Origin of the sequence: Nordella sp. HKS 07 (assembly GCF_011046735.1) — a bacterium.
In the GTDB taxonomy this organism is placed as follows: domain Bacteria; phylum Pseudomonadota; class Alphaproteobacteria; order Rhizobiales; family Aestuariivirgaceae; genus Taklimakanibacter.
In genome coordinates, this window is the sequence record NZ_CP049258.1 from 1278173 (window position 1) to 1298277 (window position 20105).

The 20105-nt window shown below is 62.5% G+C and carries 10 protein-coding genes; 7 read left to right on the plus strand and 3 right to left on the minus strand.

What is annotated here, in order from left to right; genetic code table 11:
- Positions 1-38 precede the first annotated feature (38 nt).
- The 7 genes from G5V57_RS06090 (at position 39) to G5V57_RS06120 (ending at position 8849) form a co-directional block, all read left to right on the plus strand.
- Positions 39-1802 (plus strand): hydantoinase B/oxoprolinase family protein, encoded by a 1764-nt coding sequence (locus G5V57_RS06090; protein WP_165166660.1) that lies wholly within the window; start codon positions 39-41, stop codon positions 1800-1802.
- Positions 1799-3892 carry a hydantoinase/oxoprolinase family protein gene (locus G5V57_RS06095; RefSeq protein WP_165166661.1) on the plus strand — a complete coding sequence of 698 codons (2094 nt, stop codon included), beginning with the start codon at positions 1799-1801 and terminating at the stop codon, positions 3890-3892. The genes G5V57_RS06090 and G5V57_RS06095 overlap by 4 nt, the downstream gene beginning before the upstream one ends.
- Positions 3889-4632 (plus strand): ABC transporter ATP-binding protein, encoded by a 744-nt coding sequence (locus G5V57_RS06100; protein ID WP_165166662.1) that lies wholly within the window; start codon positions 3889-3891, stop codon positions 4630-4632. Before G5V57_RS06095 ends, G5V57_RS06100 begins: the two co-directional genes overlap by 4 nt.
- Positions 4629-5351, plus strand: coding sequence for an ABC transporter ATP-binding protein (locus G5V57_RS06105; RefSeq protein ID WP_165166663.1), 723 nt, complete (start codon positions 4629-4631; stop codon positions 5349-5351). Before G5V57_RS06100 ends, G5V57_RS06105 begins: the two co-directional genes overlap by 4 nt.
- Positions 5352-5667: 316 nt before the next feature.
- Positions 5668-6582, plus strand: coding sequence for a branched-chain amino acid ABC transporter permease (locus G5V57_RS06110; RefSeq protein ID WP_165166664.1), 915 nt, complete (start codon positions 5668-5670; stop codon positions 6580-6582).
- Between the two features lie 2 nt (positions 6583-6584).
- Positions 6585-7610 (plus strand): branched-chain amino acid ABC transporter permease, encoded by a 1026-nt coding sequence (locus tag G5V57_RS06115; protein ID WP_165166665.1) that lies wholly within the window; start codon positions 6585-6587, stop codon positions 7608-7610.
- 51 nt (positions 7611-7661) lie between these two features.
- Complete coding sequence (locus G5V57_RS06120; RefSeq protein WP_165166666.1) at positions 7662-8849, plus strand: ABC transporter substrate-binding protein; 1188 nt, start codon at positions 7662-7664, stop codon at positions 8847-8849.
- Between the two features lie 771 nt (positions 8850-9620).
- Here the strand turns inward: G5V57_RS06120 and G5V57_RS06125 are convergent.
- The 3 genes from G5V57_RS06125 to G5V57_RS06135 form a co-directional block, all read right to left on the minus strand.
- Positions 9621-13802, minus strand: a complete 4182-nt coding sequence (locus G5V57_RS06125) for a hypothetical protein (protein WP_165166667.1) — start codon at positions 13800-13802, stop codon at positions 9621-9623.
- Positions 13803-13832: 30 nt separating this feature from the next.
- Positions 13833-19109, minus strand: a complete 5277-nt coding sequence (locus G5V57_RS06130; protein WP_165166668.1) for a hypothetical protein — start codon at positions 19107-19109, stop codon at positions 13833-13835.
- A 128-nt stretch (positions 19110-19237) separates the two neighbouring features.
- Positions 19238-20017 (minus strand): N-acyl homoserine lactonase family protein, encoded by a 780-nt coding sequence (locus G5V57_RS06135; protein WP_165166669.1) that lies wholly within the window; start codon positions 20015-20017, stop codon positions 19238-19240.
- Between the last annotated feature and the right edge of the window lie 88 nt (positions 20018-20105).

A 20105-nucleotide genomic window follows, 5' to 3' on the forward strand; every position in this document is an offset into this window, starting at 1 on the left:
TCGGCTTTCGGCGTGGTTCAGCGAGCCGCGAGGTCCCGATGAAGCCGAAACGCAAATCCAAAGTCGACCCGATCACCCTTTCCGTCGTGCGCGGCGTCCTCGAGACGACCCAGCGCGAAATGACGCTCACCCTCGAAAAAACCGCGCGCTCCTCGGTGTTCAACCTGGCGCATGACTATTCGACCGCCCTTTTCAACGCCAAGCCGGAGATGATCCTGCAGGGCCAGGACATCCCGATCCATCTGGGCTCGCTCATCCCGGCGATGAAGGCGGTGGCGAAGTTCTTCGGCGACGACATCCATGAAGGCGATCTCATCCTGCACAACGACCCGGCCTTCGGCGGCAGCCATGCCATCGACACCTGCATGTACAAGCCGGTCTTCTACAAGGGCAAGCTCGCCTACTGGACCGTGTGCAAGGGCCATTTGACCGATATCGGCGGGCCGGTGCCGGCCGGCTACAACCCCAATGCCAAGGAGATCTATGCGGAATGCCTGCGCATCCCGCCGGTCAAGATCTGGGACAAGGGTAAGCCGCGTCACGACGTGATCAACATGATCCTCACCAATATGCGGGCCAGGCGCGACCAGGAAGGCGATTTCAACGCGCTGATCGGTGCCTGCCAGGTCGGCGAGCGCAACCTTCTCGCCATGGTCGACAAATATGGCGCCCAGACCGTCGACACCTGCATCAACGAGCTGCTCGACATGGCCGACCGGCATATGCGCTCGCTCATCAAGACGGTCCCGGACGGTACCTATAGCGGCACCGCTATCCTCGAGGATGCCGGTCACGGGCTCGGTGACTTCGAGATCACCGCGACGGTGAAGATCAAGGGCGACACCTGCCACATCGCCATCAAGAGTCCGCCGCAGGTGCCCTATTTCATCAATTCATACGAGGGCAACTCGCATTCGGGCGTCTATCTGGGCCTCATGATGTTCGCGGCCCTGCCGCCGCCCTACAATGAAGGCCTCTATCGCTGCGTGTCGATCGACTTCGGCCCGAAGGGCACGTTGTGCAACGCCGCCGAGCCGGCGCCGCATATGAACTGCACGACGACGCCGATGGAGACCCTGACCGATGCGGTGCGCCTTGCCTTCGAGAAGGCGATGCCCTCCAAGGTCGCCGCCTCCTGGGGCCATGCCAACGGCCTCAATATCGCCGGGCGCGATGAGCGCAGTGGCGAGGAATTCGTCACCATGGTGCTCGCCACGATCATCTCAGGCGGCGGCGCGACACCGCAGCAGGATGGCTGGCATGCCGTCGGCCCCGAATGCTGCTTCGGCGCGCTGACCTCCGGCGACGTCGAGCTTCTCGAATATTCCTATCCGATCATCATCCACCGCTATTCGCTGATGACCGATTCGGGAGGGGCCGGAAAATACCGCGGCGGCTCCGGCACCGCCTGGGAAGTCGAGCCGCTCTACAAGGACATGCTGTGCATCGGCTTCGGCGAAGGACGCCGCATCCCCGCCATGGGGGCGGCCGGCGCCAAGTCCACGCTCATCGACACCAAGGTCGGCCGCGTCGAGCTGAAGCGCCAGGGCGGCACCGATGTCGAGCGCAAGAACATCCTTGAGACCATCCAGCCCGGCGAGACCATCACCAATATGAATCCGGGTGGCGGCGGCTATGGCAATCCGCATGAACGGCCGATCGACAAGGTCCTCTGGGACGTGAAGAACGGCCTTGTCTCGGTTCAGGGCGCGCGCCAGGATTACGGCGTCGTCATCTCCGATGCCGCGAGCCTCACCGTCGACCTTGACGCGACCCGCAGCCTTCGCGGAGGTGCCCAATGACCGCGCAATATCGTCTCGGCATCGACGCCGGCGGCACCTTCACCGATTTCGTGATCGCCGACCGCAAGTCGGGCGCCATCAAATTGTTCAAGGCGCTCTCCACCCCGGCCAATCCGACCAAGGCCATCGAGAACGGCCTCGCCTTGATCGCTGAGAATCTGGGCCAGTCGGCTGAGGAGATCGTCGCCAATTGCGATCTCTGCATCAACGGCACGACGGTGGGCCTCAATGCCCTCATCACCCATAAAGGCGGCAAGACCGGCCTCATCTGCACCGCCGGCCACGAGGATTCGCTCGAGATCCGCAACGGTCACAAGGAGGACGGCTACCGCTACGATCCGGAATATCCCGCCGCGACCATGCTGGTGCCGCGCTATCTGCGCAAGGGCGTCAGAGAGCGTGTGCTCGCCGACGGCTCGGTCCGCACCCAGATGAACGAGGAGGATGTGCGCGACGCCTGCCGGCTGTTCCTCGAGGAGGGCGTAGAGACCGTCGCCATCTCCTTCGTCTGGTCGGTGCTCAACACGGCGCATGAAAAGCGCGCCGCCGAGATCGTCCGCGAGATGATGCCTGATGTAATCCTCACCGTCGGCTGCGAGCTCTATCCGCAGATACGCGAATATACGCGCAGCTCGACGGCAGTGGCCAATGCCTATCTGGCCCCGGTGATGCGCAAATATGTGAGCGCCGTGGACCAATATTTCCGGCAGTTGGGGGCGAAGCAGCCGGTACGCTATTTCCAGTCGAATGGCGGCCTCGCCGTTGGCCAAGTCATGACCGACCGTTCCGTCTATGCCATCAATTCGGGCCCGGCCTCGGCACCTCAGGCGGGCCTCTATGTCTGCGCCCCCTTCAAGAAGAAGAATGTCATCACCGTCGATATGGGCGGCACCTCCTTCGACATCACCTTGACCAAGGACGGCCAGACCAATCTCAACAAGAATATCGACTTCCTGCGCTACCGCATCGGCGTGCCGATGATCCAGGTCGAGACCTTGGGCGCCGGCGGCGGTTCGATCGGCTGGATCGACTCGCTGGGCCTCCTGCAGGTCGGCCCGCAATCGGCGGGCGCCGATCCGGGGCCTGCCTGCTACGGCCAGGGCGGCATCGAGCCCACCACATCGGACGCCAACCTGGTGCTTGGCTATCTTAATCCGGAAGGGCTGCTCGGCGGCAAGCTGCCGCTCGATCTCCACAAGGCCCGCGAGGCCTTGCGCCGGATCGCCGAGCCGCTCGGCATCAGCCCTGAGCAGGCGGCCTATGGCATGTTCACCATCGTCAACAACAACATGGTGAACGGCATCCGCCGCGTCTCGGTCGAGCGCGGCTATGACCCGCGCGATTTCGTGCTTGTCGGCGCCGGCGGCGCCACCGCCGCCCATATAACTGCACTGGCGCGCGAGATGGGCATCGACACGATCGTGCTGCCCAAGCTCGCCTCGGGCCTGTGCGCCTTCGGCCAGACGATCTCCGACGTCAAATATAATTACATGGCGACGGCGCCGGTGCGCCTCGACAATGACGCCGCCTATAAGCGCATCGACACGCTGTTCAAGGAGGTCGAGCGCAAGGGTATCCAGCATCTGGAGAAGGACGGCTTCACGAAGAAGACCATCGGCGTGAAGCGCAGCCTCGACATGCGTTATGTCGGCCAGGTGCACGAATGCACCGTCGACATCGGCACATTCGACATCAATGCCAGGAGCATCGAGAAAGTGAAGGAGGCGTTCCACAAGCGCCATGAGGAGCTCTACACCTATTCGGAGCGCCACAATGCGGTGGAGGTCGTCAATATCGAGTCGACTCTTTACGGCTATATCGACAAGCCGCGTTTGCCGAAGCTGGCCAAGGGCGCGACCGTCGCCAAGGCCTTGAAGGGTCACCGCAAGGCGATCTTCGACGCCAAGGGCAAGGGCACGAGGACACAAGTCTATGACGGCGGCAGGCTCGGCGCCGGCGCCACCATCAAGGGGCCCGCCATCATCGAGGAGGTGACGACCACCATCGTCATCGAGCCGGGCTGGACGGCGAAGTTGGATAGCTCAGGTTCCTATGTCATCACGGCCAAGCGAAAGACGGGAGGCAGATGAACACCGCCCTCAGCGCCCGGAATGTATCGGTTTCCTTTGACGGGCTCAAAGCGCTGTCGAATGTCGTGCTCGATATTCCGCCAGCGCGCGTCACCGGATTGATCGGGCCAAATGGCGCGGGCAAGACGACGCTCGTGAATGTGCTGACCGGCTTCCAGGCGCCCGATGCGGGTACAGTGGCGATGGACGGCAAGGACATCGCCGGCATCACCAGCTTCGGCATAAGGCGGCTCGGCATCGCCCGCACCTTCCAGTCGGGCCGGCTGTTCAGCGAGCTTGCCGTGCTCGACAATCTCGAGGTGACAGGCGTCGGCCTGGGGCTTTCGCGCCGCGTGGCTTGCGCCAAGGCGGAAGCGATGCTGGAGTGGATCGGGATATCAGCCCTTGCCGGGCGCATCGCCGGCGGCCTCCCCTATACGGATGAGCGCCGCGTCGCCATCGGGCGGGCCTTGATGATGGAGCCGAAATATCTCCTGCTCGATGAGCCCGCCGCCGGCATGTCGGCGGAGGAGGCCGACGACCTGATCGCCCTCATCCGCAGGATCGTCGCCGAGCTCAAATGCGGCGTGCTCCTGATCGAGCACAATATCGGCCTCGTCCTCAATATCTGCGACCATATCCATGTGCTGGATTCGGGCGAGATCATCGAGGACGGCGCGCCTGCCCAGATCAAGGCCAGCGAGAAGGTGCGTCATGCCTATATGGGCACGCAGGCCGAAGCCGGAGGGGTGGTGCTGTGACCCTGCTCAGCGTCGACAATGTCACCGTGCGCTATGGCCGCCTGACCGCCTTGCGCCAGGTGTCGCTGAAGATCGACGACGGCGAAACGATCTTCGTCACCGGGCCCAATGGCGCCGGCAAATCGACTCTTCTCAAGGCGATCGCCGGCGTGGTGCCGGCGGCGGAAGGCGCCATCCGCCTCGACGGCCAGACGATCACGGGGGCGACACCCGAAAGCACCGCGCGCCTCGGCTTCTCCATGGTGCCGGAGGGCCGCCATGTCTTCGGCGCGCTTACGATCGAGGAGAATCTGATGCTGGGGGCGGGCATGCGCAAGGACCGCGCCCGCGTCGCCCAGGATCTGAAGCAGGTCTATGACGTCTTCCCGATGCTCAAGGAGCGCAAGGACAAGCCGGCAGGTGTGCTGTCGGGCGGCCAGCAGCAGATGCTGGTGATCGGCCGCGCCTTGATGACAGCCCCGCGCCTCATCGCCATCGACGAGCCGTCGCTGGGACTGGCGCCTAAGGTCATCGACCAGGTCTACGAGACGCTGCTCAAATTGCGCGACAGCCGCGGCCTGACGCTGCTCATCGTCGAGCAGAGCTCGACCCGCGCCATGATGACCGGTGGCCGCATGATCCTGTTGCGCTCAGGCCAGATCGTGCTCGAGGGCGATGCGAGAAGCCTCGCCCGCGGCGATACGCTGAAGAAGGCCTATTTCGGCTATGGGGAGCATTGATGAGGAAGGGCTCTGATCCCTCAATCCGTCATTCCTTGCGGGCAATGCGCCTTATCGAGGGACGGAACTCTCCTTGTTTCCCCCTTCTCCCGCTTGCGGGAGAAGGTGCGCGAAGCGCGGATGAGGGTGTTGGCTCCATATGCGACAGGCTTTCCCTGGTGAGCAAAGGCTTGAGCATCGTCGCCAAGCTTGACGGCTCCCCTAAGCATAAACCTGAAAGGACACCCTCATCCGGCCTTCGGCCACCTTCTCCCGCAAGCGGGAGAAGGGGAAATGACGGAGAGCGAGAATCTATGTCGGGAAGTGAAGGGAGCACATGACCGCCCTCCTCCAGATCCTCTTCGACGCCTTGAGCCTTGGCAGCCTCTATGCATTGGGCGCGCTCGGCATCGCCCTCATCTTCGGCGTGATGCGGCTCGTCAACTTCGCCCATGGCGACTACATCTCCTTCTGCGTCTTCGCCATGCTGTGGCCGTCGATCGACGCCGCGGCGATCGTCTTCGCCGGCAATCTGCCGACCATCATCCTTATTCCGCTCATCCTCGCCATCGGCGCCGGCCTCTCCGTTCTCTCCGAGATCCTGGTGTTCCGCCGCTTCCGCAACGCCAATCCGGCGACTATGATGATCGCCTCCTTCGCGCTCGGCTATGTGATCAAGAACTTCCTGCTGATGCTGTTCTCGAGCCGGCCGAAATCCATAGACCTGTGGTCGAATCTGAGCCAGCAGGTGGAGATCGCCGGCGCCCGCATCCCGCTGCTGCAGGTCATCACGATCACCATCACGATCGCCATCCTTCTGGCGCTGACCGCCTTTCTCAAGCGCACCCGCTTCGGCCTCGAAATGCGCGCCGCGGCCGAGAACTTCACCATGGCGCGCATGCTGGGCGTCAAGGCCAACCGGGTGATCATGCTGGCCTTCGCCATATCGGGCATGCTCGCCGCCGCCATCGGCCTCATCCTCGCCACCCAGACCGGCACCGTCGACATCCAGATGGGAGTCTCGATCATGCTGGTCGCCTTCATCGCCACGGTCATCGGCGGACTGGGCAGCCTGCCGGGCGCGGTGATCGCCGGCTTCCTCATCGGCGGCGCCAGCGTGCTGATGCAGGTCATCCTGCCGCTCGAGGCGCGACCCTTCCGCGACGCTTTCGTCTATGGCGCGGTCATCGCCTGCCTGATCTGGCGGCCGCAGGGGCTGTTCGCGCCCAAATCGGCGAAGCAGAGAGTGTGACCATGCGCAGCTCTCTCCTCACCCGCACGATCTCGACCCCGATCATCCTTATCGCGATCCTGATTGTCATCGCGGTGCTCGCCAAGCTGGTGGGATCAGGTCCCTTCAGCCGCACCATCGTGGAGATGTTCATCCGCGTGATGCTGGTGGCCGGTCTCTATATCTTTGTCGGCAATTCCGGCGTCATCAGCTTCGGCCATATGGGCTTCATGTGCATCGGCGCCTATGCCGCCGCATGGTTCACCATCCCGCCGATGATGAAGCAGGTGACGCTGCCGGGCCTGCCGAATTTCCTCATGCAGACACAGCTGCACTTCCTCGTCTCCACTGCCTTGGCCGGTATTTTCGCGGCACTTTTCGCGCTGATCGTCGGGCGCATATTGATGCGCCTGTCCGGCATCGCCGCCTCGATCGCCACTTTCGCCATGCTGGCGGTGATCAATGTCGTTTATTCCAACTGGGATTCGGTGACCGGCGGCACCGGCTCAATCGTCGGCATCCCCTTCTATACCGGCATATGGACGGCGCTCGGCGGCGCCATACTGGTCGTCATCATCGCCTATTTGTATCAGATCTCGCGCTCGGGGCTGGCTCTGCGCGCGGCACGCGATGAGGCGACGGCCGCCGCCGCCTCCGGCATCGACATCGTGCGCGAACGGCTCATCGCCTTCGTGATCTCGGCCTTCGTCATCGGCGTCGCCGGCGCGCTCTATGGACATTTCCTGGGCGTCGTCAATCCGGACGCCTTCTATCTGGGCATCACCTTCATTACGCTATCCATGCTTGTGGTGGGCGGCATGAACAGCCTGTCCGGCGCCGTGATCGGCGTCATCGTGATATCGACCATCATCCAGCTGCTGCGCTGGCTCGAAAAGGGTGTCGATCTGGGCGGCACGACGATCGCTATTCCCAATGGGCTGCAGGAAATCACCATCGGGATCGTCATGATCGTCATCTTGATGTTCAGGCCGTCGGGACTGACGCGCAACCGCGAAATCGCCTGGCGCGTCGGCAAAGGGAATGGCTGACCGTTTTGAGGAGTATTTGAAGACGTGCGTTAAAACGACAAGGAGGAAACGATGAATAGAGTGAAGACACTTGCATTGGCGGCCGTGTTCGGCACGCTGATCGCCCAGACGGCTTGGGCGGCGGATGAGATCGTCGTCGGTTTCGCCACGGCGGAATCAGGCTTCATGCAGGCCTATGATAAGCCGGCGCAGGATGCGGCCTTGATCCGCATCGATGAGATCAACAAGGCCGGCGGCCTCTTGGGCAAGCAGATCAAGGTGGTCACCGCCGACACCAAGACGGACCGCGCCGAGGGCGCCAAGGCCGGCCTTGAGGTGCTCGATAAGGGCGCCGAGTTGGTGATCGTCTCGTGCGATTATGATTTCGGCGCGCCGGCCGCGCTCGCGGCAGAAGCGGCGGGCAAAGTCTCCTTCTTCCTGTGTGCCGAATCGATCAAGGCCGGCATACCGGGCGTGGGTCCGCATTCCTTCTCGAGTTCGGTCCTGGCGGCGGTCCAGGGCGCCACCATGGCGGAATGGGCCTACAACAAGAAGAATGCGCGTAAATTCTACCGTCTGCTCGATACCTGGACGGTCTACAACAAGGGCATCTGCGACGGTTTCGACTGGCAGCTGCCGCGCCTGAAGGACGCCGAGCTCGTCGGCAGCGACACCTTCAAGAACGAGGACGCCTCGATCGCCTCGCAGATCAGCCGCATCAAGGCGCTGCCGCAGGAGCCGGATGCGATCATGCTGTGCACGATGATGCCGGGCGCCGTCTCGGCCATCAAGCAGATCCGCGCCGCCGGCATCAAGGCGCCGATCCTCAACGGTTCGGGCGTCGACGGCAGCTACTGGCTTTCGGCGGTGCCTGATCTCTCCAACTTCTATGTGCCGGCCCAGGGCTCGATCTATGGCGATGATCCGAACCCGAAGGTCAACGAGTTCAACAAGAAGTACAAGGAAGTGACCGGCGGCGATCCGTCGAGCCAGTATGTCTATCCGGGCTATGTGCTCATCGATGTGTGGGCCAAGGCGGTGGAGCGGGCCAAGACGACCGATGCCGATGCGGTGGTGGCGGAGCTCGAGAAGATGAAGGACGAGCCGACCTTGTTCGGCCCGCGCACCTTCACCAATGAGATCCATCACCAGAATAAAGGCCGCTATCTCATCATCGAGACCAATAACGGCAAGCCTGCCGTCGTCGATCAATGGACGATCAGCGAGGCCATTCCGGTGGCCGATCTGTTGAAGCAGTAGCGGGAGCGAAAATCTCCGATATGGGCTGGGGCCCCTGCGGTCCCAGCCTTTTTTGTCTGTGACATCGCCTCATTCGTCATGGCCGCCCTTGACGCGGCCATCCGGCCCATCCGTGCAGCAGCTGTATGGCGTCGAGGCTGGATGGCCGGGTCGAGGCCCGGCCATGACGAGCGGGGGTAGATGTGCTCGCGCTTCAGAGTGAACGGAACCGGGCGGACAAGCCATCACTGGCCAGATTACCCAATTCGTCATGGCCGCCCTTGAGGCGGCCATCCATCCCATCCGTGCAGCGGCTGTATGGCGTCGCAACTGGATGGCCGGGTCGAAGCCCGGCCATGACGAGCGGGGGGAACTGTGCTCGCGCTTCAGGGTGAAGTGAACCGGGCGGATGAGCCGTCACAGACCAGATTACCTAACTCGTCATGGCCGCCCTTGAGGCGGCCATCCAGCCCATCCGAGCAGCGGCTGTATGGCGTCGCAACTGGATGGCCGGGTCGAAGCCCGGCCATGACGAGCGGGGGGAGCGGTCGTTTGCCTAACTCGTCATGGCCGCCCTTGAGGCGGCCATCCAGCCCATCCGTGCAGCACCTGTATGACGTCGCAACTGGATGGCCGGGTCGAGGCCCGGCCATGACGAGCGGGGGAGCGGTCGTTTGCCTAACTCGTCATGGCCGCCCTTGAGGCGGCCATCCAGCCCATCCGTGCAGCGGCTGTATGGCGTCGCAACTGGATGGCCGGGTCGAAGCCCGGCATGACGGGTGAGAGGGCAGATCAATCGCAGTTCGGGCAGCATACGAAGGGCACTTCCGTCAGCGGCGACGTTCTCATGATCCGGTGATGGCCCAGTTGATCGCTCACCGGGCTCGGCCCCTGCTGGAAGTCGGCCTGCTGCCGCCGCATGGCCGACAGTTCCGCGGCCTGCCTGAATGCCGGAATGTCAGTACGCAAGGTCTCCCGGACCTTCGCATTCACATCCTCCCTCTCGATGGAGAAGTGATCGAAGATGTTGGTTATCGTTGGCAGCACCTCCACCACCAGCACGCTCAGCGGCGGATCGAGCGGCAGGCCGAACAGGTTCAGCCACTGGGCAATCTCGTCGTTGCTCCACACCACGGTGCCGAATTTCTTGGCGTCCTTGTTCACCGTTTCGGTTTCAACAAGCTTGTAGGACTGTGAGAGCTGGGCGTAGCTCAGCTCGGACTTGACACTCTTCATTGCGACATTTCTCAATGTCTTGAGCTGCAGGTCGTCATATCTCAGAAACGGGCTCAACTCCGGCCTGTCCTCGACCTGCACCCGCCAGTCCAGCTGCTTGTCGTCGAGCAGGATATTGCGGAAATCGAGATTGTCCGCCTGGCGCACCTGGGCATAGAGCAGGCACCAGAGCTGCGTTCTCGGCGGGTCGGCGGTCACGTTCCTGCCGTCGAACACGGCGACCGCATAGGGCGCCACGACCCAGACCTTCTTCTCGTCCCTGTTCACCGCACAGGTCAGGGTCGGTGCTGGATGCTGGATGCCGGTCGCCTTCAAACGGCGTCCGAAGCGGCCTTGCGCCGTCGTCCACGCCATTTCGAGCGTGTCCTTGTTCCGGTAGTGGCCGACACGAAATTCGTAGGTGAAGAAGCCGAACAGCTCGTCGGCATCGGCGTGCAGCCCGGGCGGCAGCGGCAGCAGATAGTGGCGGTCGCTGTCCTCGGCCTTGGTCATGGGCTGCATGGCGGTGAGGCCGGCTAGGTCGTTGGTGGCGTCCGGAATGATGACCCGCGTCTCTTCCGGATCGATCGGCAGCGTCGGCTCTTCCGGCGCGATGAAGAGCTCAGGATTATTGTTCGAGACCAGCTGATCGGGCGAATAGGCCAGCAAACGCGCGAAATAGGTGTCGTTCGGATCGGCGATCAGGTCTTCGAACTCGACCCACAGGAAGCGGCGGCGCGGGTCGGTGGCGCTGTATTTCTCGTTTCGCACATAAGGCGACAGCGCGATACCCGCCGAGGCGATCTTCGGCACCTGCGAGGGTGGTGTGGTGACCGGCAGCTCGATATCGAGGGATTCGTCGTCGTCCTGCTGGCCTGCATGATCTTCCTTGAAGAAGGTCGAGACGGAATACGTCACCTCGATATCGGAGGGGAAGCGCGGCTCGGTCTGGTTCGGCGCGGGTCGCGTCCTTTCGTTTTTTGGCTCGACGGCGTCGATGAAGATGAGCCTCGTATAGGTGCGTTTCGGGGAGCTCAGCATTTCGAAGGAAGCCGTGCGGCGCACTTCGATGTCGCCGACGGTCTTCACTTCGGTTTCCGTCAGCGGATCGTCGCCGGTAAAGAGCAGCGTTCTCTCGAAGGCGAAGCTGCAGTCCGCGAGCGCATTCCACATCCAGTCCCGGTCGATGGTGAGCTGGATGCAGCATAGCCAATGGTTCGCCAGATCGCCCTTGGAGGAGAAGGTCAGCGAAGAATTGTCGGGCGACAGCGTATGCCGGATGCGGCTGGAGCAACCGAACTGCACCCGCTCGCCCTTGGGTGCGACGAGCGTCAGGCCGGTTGTCTCGAGCCCCAGCTGCTTGGCGAGCCGCTGCACCATGTCGGGCGGTCTTTGTGTTTTCTTGCCGAAGAGCAATGTCTGGAACTTGCCGTCGAAAATCACCGGTGGATCGGGCTGCAGAAATATGCCGCGCAACCGCTCGGACGGCGCGCTGTCGACGAACAGATCCGTCTCGTCGCCGCTTTCCCGGTAGCACCATGTTTCGATGATGTGGCCATAACGGCTGTCGAGATCATGGTCGCCGGGATTGAGCAGGCCGTAATATTCGCCGTCATCGTCTTTCTCTTCGCACAGGGCCCGCAGCGTCAGGCGCACCCGCCGCGCGGTCGGCAGAACAATTTCGGCGAGGTCGTCGATGCCGGCGGCGAGATCGAGATCGCCTTCGAGATCGAGCTCATCGCCCAGATGGAGCACTTTGACATCCTTGTAGACCACCGGGACGGTGAGCGCCGCGGCATAACCATCATCGCCCGCGACCGCCGGGAAGCTCCGTTCGGTCGTGTAGAGATGCACATAGTTCTCTTTCCCGGAAACACTCAGCAGATTGTCAAGCTTCAGCGTTTCGACTTCGACAGTGATTTCGATCCGGTCCACGTCGGGGTCGGGAATGCCGAAGGCTTCCTTGCCGGCGAGCGCGTTCGATGCCTGCACCAGCCGCCCGATCGGATCGGCGTATTTTCCGGTATAGACCACCGCCGGATAGCCGAGCAGCGGCCGCCGGATGGTCAGGCTGTCAGGATCGCTGGGCGCGTCGGAATTGACCGGCAGGTCTTCGAGGCGCGGCTGACTGGGCGACACATAGCGCTTGAAGGGCGACGTATGAATGGCCGACGGGCTTTCAAGCGCCGGCTTGGCATCGGGCGCGGCGCCGCCGCCGCTCAGATCGCGCATGCGCACCCGGAAATCATACTGCCGGCCGTAGCGCAGCTTGGTCGCCAGCGGAGCGGGCTTGTAGATCTTGCTCAGATTGTTGTCGGGCGCCTGCACTTTCGTGCCGACGGCGTTTGCGTCCTTCGTCTCGTCGAGCTCGGCGTGGCGGTAGATTTTGACGGCGTCCTGGTCAGGCAGCACCATGCTGTGCCCGCCCCAATTGGCGAAATACATGGGCAGCCAGAATATGCCGTCGGGATTGCCATCGAGTCGTGTCGGATAGACCTGGTACGGCAGCTCGCCCGCGAAATTGCCGAGTGAAATGCTTCCCTGCGGCGGGGCCGGCACAGCCAGCGGCGCCGCACTCGTCACCTCGTTCAAGGTCTCCCACGGCTTTTCGGGCGCGCCGGTCTCGCGCACGTCGATCGCATAGCCGAAGACGCCGAGCGGCGCATCGATCCGTTTTCCAGGCCCCGGCATGCTGGTGTCTTCCGCCAGCTGGCGCAGATACCAGATCAGGATCTGCTCGTCGTCCCATCCGAGCCGGATGCCGGCGTCCTTGACCGGCTTGCCGTCGGCGGGCGTTTCCGACAGGAAATTGCGGCTGCGCGGCTGCATGGCGTGGACGATCTTGGCGAAACCGTCGTCATATTCCGACGCCTCGATGAACAGCTGATCATAGTTGCCGTCGGGCGGTGACGGATCCGGGTCGGCCGCGTTCTTCTTGTAGAGCACGGGAAACAACAGCGGCGCGAAGAGCGTGCGCTCGCTGCCAGGCGTGAGGGCCGGAATGCGCGCCGCATATTTCCGGATGAAGCTTCCGTCCGGCGCATCGTCCGCCGCCTTCATCTGGTCGCGGAAGTCGCTGTCATCCGCCAGATCCACATACAGCCACCCGCCCGCCGGAAAATGGCCGGCCTGCACCCGGAATGAGGTGGTGTAGATCATGCCCAGCTCGCGTGCCAGCGAGGGCTGCCGCAGGGCATAGGCAAAGGCCTTTCCCCAGGAAATGGTCTCGGACGTCCGCAGAAATGGGGACACCTTCTTCGCATCGCGAATGGCACAATGATAGCTGTCATCGGTCACCGCCGCCCTGGTGCGCGGGGTGGTGAAGTTGAACGCCTTGCGATAGCTCAGCGGCAGATATTTGCGGATGGGGAAGCCCGGTCTGGCCAGGGGCGGCGGATCGTTCAGAGAGTTGTTGACATTGCCATTGGTGTTTTCGGCCGTCAGATTGGCGATGCTGAAATTCGCCGCCAGCGCCTCGAACAGCGCCTTGGCATTGGCGGGCGGCGTGGTCGTGAGCGGGAGTTCGGCGCCAGCTGAGAAATTATTCGGAAAGCCGACAAGGCTGCTGACGATACGCGCCTTGAAGGTGAGCTCCGCCTCGGCGAAGCTGATACCCGGATCTGGTACTCCCGGCGCACCCTCGATCGCCTGCTTCAGCGGATTGTGGTTTCTGGGCAGCACGACGACGTTGAGCGTCAAGGTGACGCCGTCAAAATATTGAGGGAAAGGAAGAATGGTGAAACGTCTGTTCTGTTCCATATCCGCGCGCCCGTTCTGGCAGCCTATTCGCTATGCTATTTGCCGCTGCTCCTCCCATGAGGTGCTGAAGCTGATATTGATGACCAGGAAGATGCTGATATCGAGACCGAAGGTGACTTGCGCCGCGAGGTCGGTGCGGTCGCCGAGCTTTGCAACGGTCCCCTTGGCCTCGATCGTGATTGTGACGCTGACGAGGCCGGCCAGCAGCTCGGCATGCCCCTGGAAAAGCAGGCCCGCCGACACCACCACATCCGTCGCATTGGTGTAGATCTCGACCGTCACCATATAGAGCACGCTGACATTGCCGACGACCGGCAGGCCGACAACGATCTGCGCGCCGAAGCCGAACTTCATGCGCAGCGACGGGCCCGTCTTGGTGTCGGCGGCGATGTCGAGATTCACCTGCCCGACGGCGTAGACCGTCGCGATCGAGATGGACACGCACATCACCGACAGCTTGCCGTAGAAGCCGAGGAAAGCGCCGGCGGTCGGCAGCAGCTGATTTGGGTCGGTGGTGACCTTGAGCGCGGCGTTGAAATAGGCGCCGAGTTTCAGTCCGGCCTCGAGCTTGAGCGGCGCGTTCGGGTCGTTATACATGAACATCGGCATCGGGAAGCGCACGACGGGAATTTCCTTCGAGGCTTCCATCTTGTATTCCCAGCTGCCGGCCTTGTTGCTCATCGCCAGCTTCAGGCCGCGCGAGAAGGCGTCCTTGTAGTTCTCACCCTGCAGGTCCTGGAGAATCTGCAGAATCTCGATGACCGGCTCCAACTCGTCCGCAAACTCGATCTGCGGCGAGGGGAAATCCGGATCGGCCGCATTTCCCGCATATTGCGCCTCGGCGCCTTTCTTGGCGTCCCAGTTCCCCTTGATCGTCATCAGCCGCTTGATCGGGCCGAGATCAATGACCACCCCCACATTCGCCATCTTGCTCTTCCACTGGTCGGCGACGGTGTTGGTGAAGGAGTTGATGTCGAAGTCGAGCCCGCCCACGGCGTTCTTCTCGCCGCCCGGCGTCTGTATCTTGTCGGCCTTGTATTCGAGGTAGATCTTGAATGCGCCACCCAGATCGATGAGCGTCCATTCCTTGTTGGGCAGCTTGAAGGGCTCAGCGAGCTGCTTGAGAAGCTTGTAGCCTTCCTTCTTGACGCCGGCGGCGGTCTCATTGATCTGCATCAGCTCGAAGACATCCGTAGCGCCGTCCAGGATGCCAGCCGCCTTCTTGAACTGGCCGGCATTCTCCAGAAGCGAAATCGCATCGCCGATGTTGCCCGGAATGGCTTTCCCGACATTCGGGAAGATCGCCTTCGAATTCACGATGCGGAAGGCATCGGCGAAGAGCGGCGGCGACTTGCTCAGCATTTTTTCGATGCCGACCTTGAAGGACGGCGTGAGGAACAGCGCCTTTTGCGTGTCGGTGCTCTGCAGGAAGCCGTAATTCAAGGTATCGGCGGCGGCGGGACGCAGGAGATCGGCCGGATTGGCGATGCGCAGGAGGGCATCCTGCGGCGCGATGTCGGGTCCCCATATGTCTACGGGCTTGCTGACCAGCTTGCCGATGCGGATGAGCGGCACGCTGAGCTCCTTCGGCACCGGACTGACCGCGCCCGTTCCGAATTCGTGCCGGACCAGGCTCCACGCGCCGTCCTTCGGCAGGAGGACATTGCCGCGCCCAGCGACAGCGAAGGCGGGTTTGCTCCCATCCTGCTGAAAGGAATTGCTGATGTCGAAGCGGACGAGGCGCATCTGCTGGCCGCTCTTGGCGATATCCACCACGCAGTCGATGGGAGCGCCGATCGAGCCCGCCTGCCGGTCGATCAGTTGCTTGAAGGCCTCCTCGGTCAGTGGCATGCCTCGGGGCGCGATCTGCACGAAGCCCAGAATCTGGCGTGCCGGCACCAGCTTGCGTTTCACGCCGACCGCGAGTTCCTTTTCGGCAAAGCCGCTCACCGGGTTTTCGATTTCGATGTCGGCATTGAAGTAGATAGGCTGCAGCTCGAACGGGAAGCTGGTCCCGTTTATCCCCGCATCCACTTCCCTGCCGTTGATGTCGACATACTTGCCATGGACCGTCATGGTGCCGGTGACTGGCTCGATATCCTTGGTCTCCTCAATGTCCTTCACCAGGAAGAGCCCGCCGACCACGCCGGGATGGATCTGGTACGGCGCCTGGCGCTCTTTGGGAATGAGCGTGCCGGGATGGGCCGGGTCCGGATTAGGCTCGTAGATGAAATAGCGGAAGTCGAAGCGCCCGTCGCTTTCCGCCCGCCAGCCCGTGTCGTAGCGGTAGACATAGCCGGTCAAGGTCCGGAACAGCGTTATGGTCCGCACCACCTTGATCGCCCACGGATAGACGATGCTTCTGACCTGGATGATCTCATGGGCGCAGCGCCCGACCCACACGTCGAATTTCGCCTGGCTCGTCTCGGCGATAGCGGCATTTGGATTGAGCCAATTGCTGAAGATGCTGGAGCCATAGCCGCTCCAGTCGACACGCTCGAGCGGCACGCCGCGCTGGCGGACGAGTTGGAAGGGGTCGAGCATCCATTCGTTGTTGAAGATCTCGGTAACGCTTCGGCCAAGCGTGGAGTTGCCTGTGCCATTTCCGTAGAGGTCGAGGACGTTGTTCACCTGCAGGGTGCTGCCCATGAACATCTTACTCTCGTTCCTGCGCAGCGCGTCGCCGCCATCGGCCTGCAATTGCCGGGCGCCGGTCAGATTATCGGGGAATTTCTTCGCGTTGATCCCGAAGGTGGCGCCGGGTCGGGTCTGGCCCTGATACACATAGCCCTTCTGCAGCAGCGCCAGCATGCGCATGCCGAAGGGCAAGGTGGACAAGGCGACGGCGGCGAATTTGTCGTCGCCGGCGAAGTTCTCGACCAGGAAATCGGTAAGCGGCAGCGGCGCCAGCGCGACGGTCTCGCCGCTGTTGTTGAGGATCCGTGTGGGCCCGCCGTCATCGGGATAATAGTTGACGCCCTCCGCGGGGTCGCCGAGGACTTTCGGGCGCGTGAAGTTGAGCGCCGGTTCCCAGGAAATCTGCGGCACAGTGAAGGCGCGCACATTCAGCCCCGGGCTCACCACGTCCATTTTCTTCACTTGCAGCGGAAACTCAGCCGACGTCGCCGGCACATGGGTCTTGAACATGCCGACCCGGGTATTTAGGAAGGTGCTGAAGCTGATGCCGAGCAGATCCGCATTGGTGCTCACATCGAGAAGTGCGAAATAGTCATCGGTGATCAGGCGGGTCGCGTCCTCCCAGACTTGGCCATAGTCTGGCAGAGGCTTCGGGGGCTCGAATACGTCGCTGGGCTCCTCCACCTTGTACGCTTTCGGCGACGTGCCGGCATCGCCGGTATCGCCGAGATCGAGATCCGGCTGCGCGGTTTCGGGCGGCGGAATGACCGCCTCCAGCAATGTGCTTTGCAGCGGCGCGAAGTGGAACGAAACCTCCACCTTGTCGTCATCGCCCGCATCCGGCTCCCATTTCACCTGGCCGACGAGCCATTGCCAGACCGCCTGCCCGCCCGTGAAGGCGCCGGTGGTGTAGGTCTTCAAGCCGCCGCGGAACTGAAACTTCAGCTGGCCGATATTCGCCGCATAGGGGTCGGGCAATGTCGGCAGATAGGCGAGGAGCCCCAGTGTGAAGAACAGAATGCCGCGCTCGACCTTGACGAAATCCTCTCCCAGCTGGCCGAAGAGCAGGCAGCCATTGGCGGGCGTCACCTTGAACAGGGCGTTGGTCAGCGCCAGCGCGATGGGCTTGGGGAAGACGGGCGGCGTTTTAGTCAGATCGATTGAATCCGCCAGCAGATTATCGTCGAACAGATAGATCAGACGGAAGGCCTTCGAAACGGCGAGCAGCAACAGCGAATTCTTCGAGCGCAGCTCCAGCGGCTTGCCGTCGACGGCGACGGGACGATCGGCCTGCACATCGGCATTGCCGAAGGTCATGACCAGCTCGGTGCCGTTGGCCAGGGTGTTGTAGAAGTAAGGCGCGGCAGCCGGTATCTGCAGGCGCGCTTTCACGCCATACGGGTTCTGCTGGTCTCGCCAGAGATCGAAGTCATGGTGGGCGACGACATTGCCGGCGGCGAGATCGGTGAGAGCGATGCGGCCCGGCTCCGCCATGATATAGGGCTGGCCCAGATTGAGCGCGCCGCCGGCGAGCCCGCTCCAACGTGCCGTCAAGCCTGGCTTGGTCCGCACCAGCATGGCGCCGGTGCCATCGGCGGGCGAAGGATTGGCGACATCGATGGGCGCCGCGGACAAGGCCCAGTAGCTGCCGGCGATCGCCGCCTTCCCCGCCAGCGTATGGAAGGGCGACTCATTGGCCTGGACCTGGAAATTCCGGGCGGAGGCCTTGAAGGGGATCAGGACCCGGTGCAGGAAGCCGTCATAGTTCGCCGCCTGCTGCGCGTTCCAGCTGAATGAAATCTCCTGGCCGTAGAGCGACCAGTCGGCATCGCCGACCTCGTCGAACGCGCTGCTGAGGCCGGTGAAATGGAAGGCCAGGGTTTGCGGCAGATCGAGCGTCATGTTGCGGGCATCGCCGCCATAGGGGCTCGCGGCGTCCGCATCGGTCACCTGCTTCTGCTTCAACTGCAGTTTCACCGTGACCTGACTGTTGGGGGCCGCTGTCAGCTTGCCGCCGATCACTTGCGGCCTGGCGCCGAGCGAGACGGTGCCGCTTCGGATGGTGAGGCCGGTGAAAGTGCCGGGCGGCGCATCAGGCGCCAGCAGCAGCGTATTAATCCAGATGCTGCCGGCATTCAGACGGTAGCTCGGCAGCGGGTCCGCGGCGAGCGGCAGGGTGGCGTCGATGAACTGGAAGCCTCTGGTGATCTTGAACAGGAGTGCCGGATAGGCATGGCCCTGCACATAGAGCGCGACGAGCTTCTCCACGCGAAAGAAGTCGAACCAGAGAAGCCGTCCGTCCGCATTGGCGAAGGGCCCCAGCGAATGTTCCGCCAGCGCGCCCGCCGCCCACGGCGGGCTCGAGGCGTGAAGCTGCGTGCTGCGCACCGGGACTTCGCGCACGAAAACCCGATATTGGAGATCTTCGGGCGCTCTCTCTGTCTCGAGGGTCCGCAGAAGTGCGGCGTTCTCATCGGTAATTGTCGCGCCGGCGAGGAAGTCCGAGCTCTCGAAGGAAAAGCTGCTACCCTTCAACGCCGCCACGTCCTCGGGAATCTGCGCCCGGGACAGGAGGCTCTGCAGCTGCTTGAGGTCTTTGCGTCGCGCCGGTGTGCTGGCATCGAGATGACCGAACACCAGTTCCCGCAATCGCTTCTGAGCGCTGATCATGGCGGCCACCTTCGATCACAAGCACGTTCACGAGAACACGTCTCGTCAGTCTGTGAAACGCTAAGTAGTCGCCCACGTTAAACCTTACGCTACGTGCACGCCGCTGGCAAGGTGCACGAGATCGCAGCTCAATCGTAGTACTCCGGCGCAAGCTTCAGCTTCTGCACCCGGACTGGGTCATGGAGCAGGATGAGCTCGCCCGAGCGATCCTTGGCGATCGCCTTGAGCTTGCGGATCGAGGCGAGGGCCGCGACATCGTCGCAGCTTTCGCCCGGCAGCACTTCCTCCTCGAAATTCTCCCACAGGTCGCCGGCATCGGCGGTGAGCACCTTGACGCCGCTCTTCGGCAGCGTGACGACCAGCGATTGATGGCCCGGCATGTGGCCACGCGTGAAGATGCCTTCGATGCCCGCCATGAGCTCGAAATCGCCATCGACGATCCGCCACTTCATGTCGGGGAAGTCGAAATCGTCGTTGAACACCGCGAGATTGCCATGCGCCGAGAAGGCATAGTCATGTTCGATGCGCTGGATCCAGATATTGGCATGGCGCAGGTGTTTCAGATGACCGGTATGGTCACAATGGACATGGCTCAGCACCACGTCCTTGATGTCTCTGGGCGCGACGCCGACCGCCTGAAGCTGCGCCAGAAAGTCATGTTCCGGCAGCACGATCGGCGGGGCGAGCCAGCCGCGGCTCATGAAATATTCCTGGCACCGGACCGGATCGCGGATATTGTCGGCATTGACCCCGGTGTCGAAGAGCACATGGCCCCGCGCCGTCTCGATCAGATAGGCGCAGATCGGCTCGGCGATCACGAAGCGGCTGCCGCGGTCGCGTGTCGAGACGGTTTTGGGCAGGATCTCGTAGCCCAAGAGCAAAATCGTCAATTTCCTGGCGAGCGTCACTTATATATGTCTCCCCTCAATGCCTGACTTTCAGAATAAGGCCCCGAGGCCTGCGGATTTTTTGTGATCCGCCCGTCTGGATGCCGTT

What these genes read in the sequence shown, in the direction of transcription:
- G5V57_RS06125 (WP_165166667.1), bottom strand. Translation starts at nt 13,802, where the DNA reads ATGGAACAGAACAGACGTTTCACCATTCTTCCTTTCCCTCAATATTTT.
- G5V57_RS06100 (WP_165166662.1), top strand. Translation starts at nt 3,889, where the DNA reads ATGAACACCGCCCTCAGCGCCCGGAATGTATCGGTTTCCTTTGACGGG.
- G5V57_RS06130 (WP_165166668.1), bottom strand. Translation starts at nt 19,109, where the DNA reads ATGATCAGCGCTCAGAAGCGATTGCGGGAACTGGTGTTCGGTCATCTC.
- G5V57_RS06120 (WP_165166666.1), top strand. Translation starts at nt 7,662, where the DNA reads ATGAATAGAGTGAAGACACTTGCATTGGCGGCCGTGTTCGGCACGCTG.
- G5V57_RS06110 (WP_165166664.1), top strand. Translation starts at nt 5,668, where the DNA reads ATGACCGCCCTCCTCCAGATCCTCTTCGACGCCTTGAGCCTTGGCAGC.
- G5V57_RS06115 (WP_165166665.1), top strand. Translation starts at nt 6,585, where the DNA reads ATGCGCAGCTCTCTCCTCACCCGCACGATCTCGACCCCGATCATCCTT.
- G5V57_RS06095 (WP_165166661.1), top strand. Translation starts at nt 1,799, where the DNA reads ATGACCGCGCAATATCGTCTCGGCATCGACGCCGGCGGCACCTTCACC.
- G5V57_RS06090 (WP_165166660.1), top strand. Translation starts at nt 39, where the DNA reads ATGAAGCCGAAACGCAAATCCAAAGTCGACCCGATCACCCTTTCCGTC.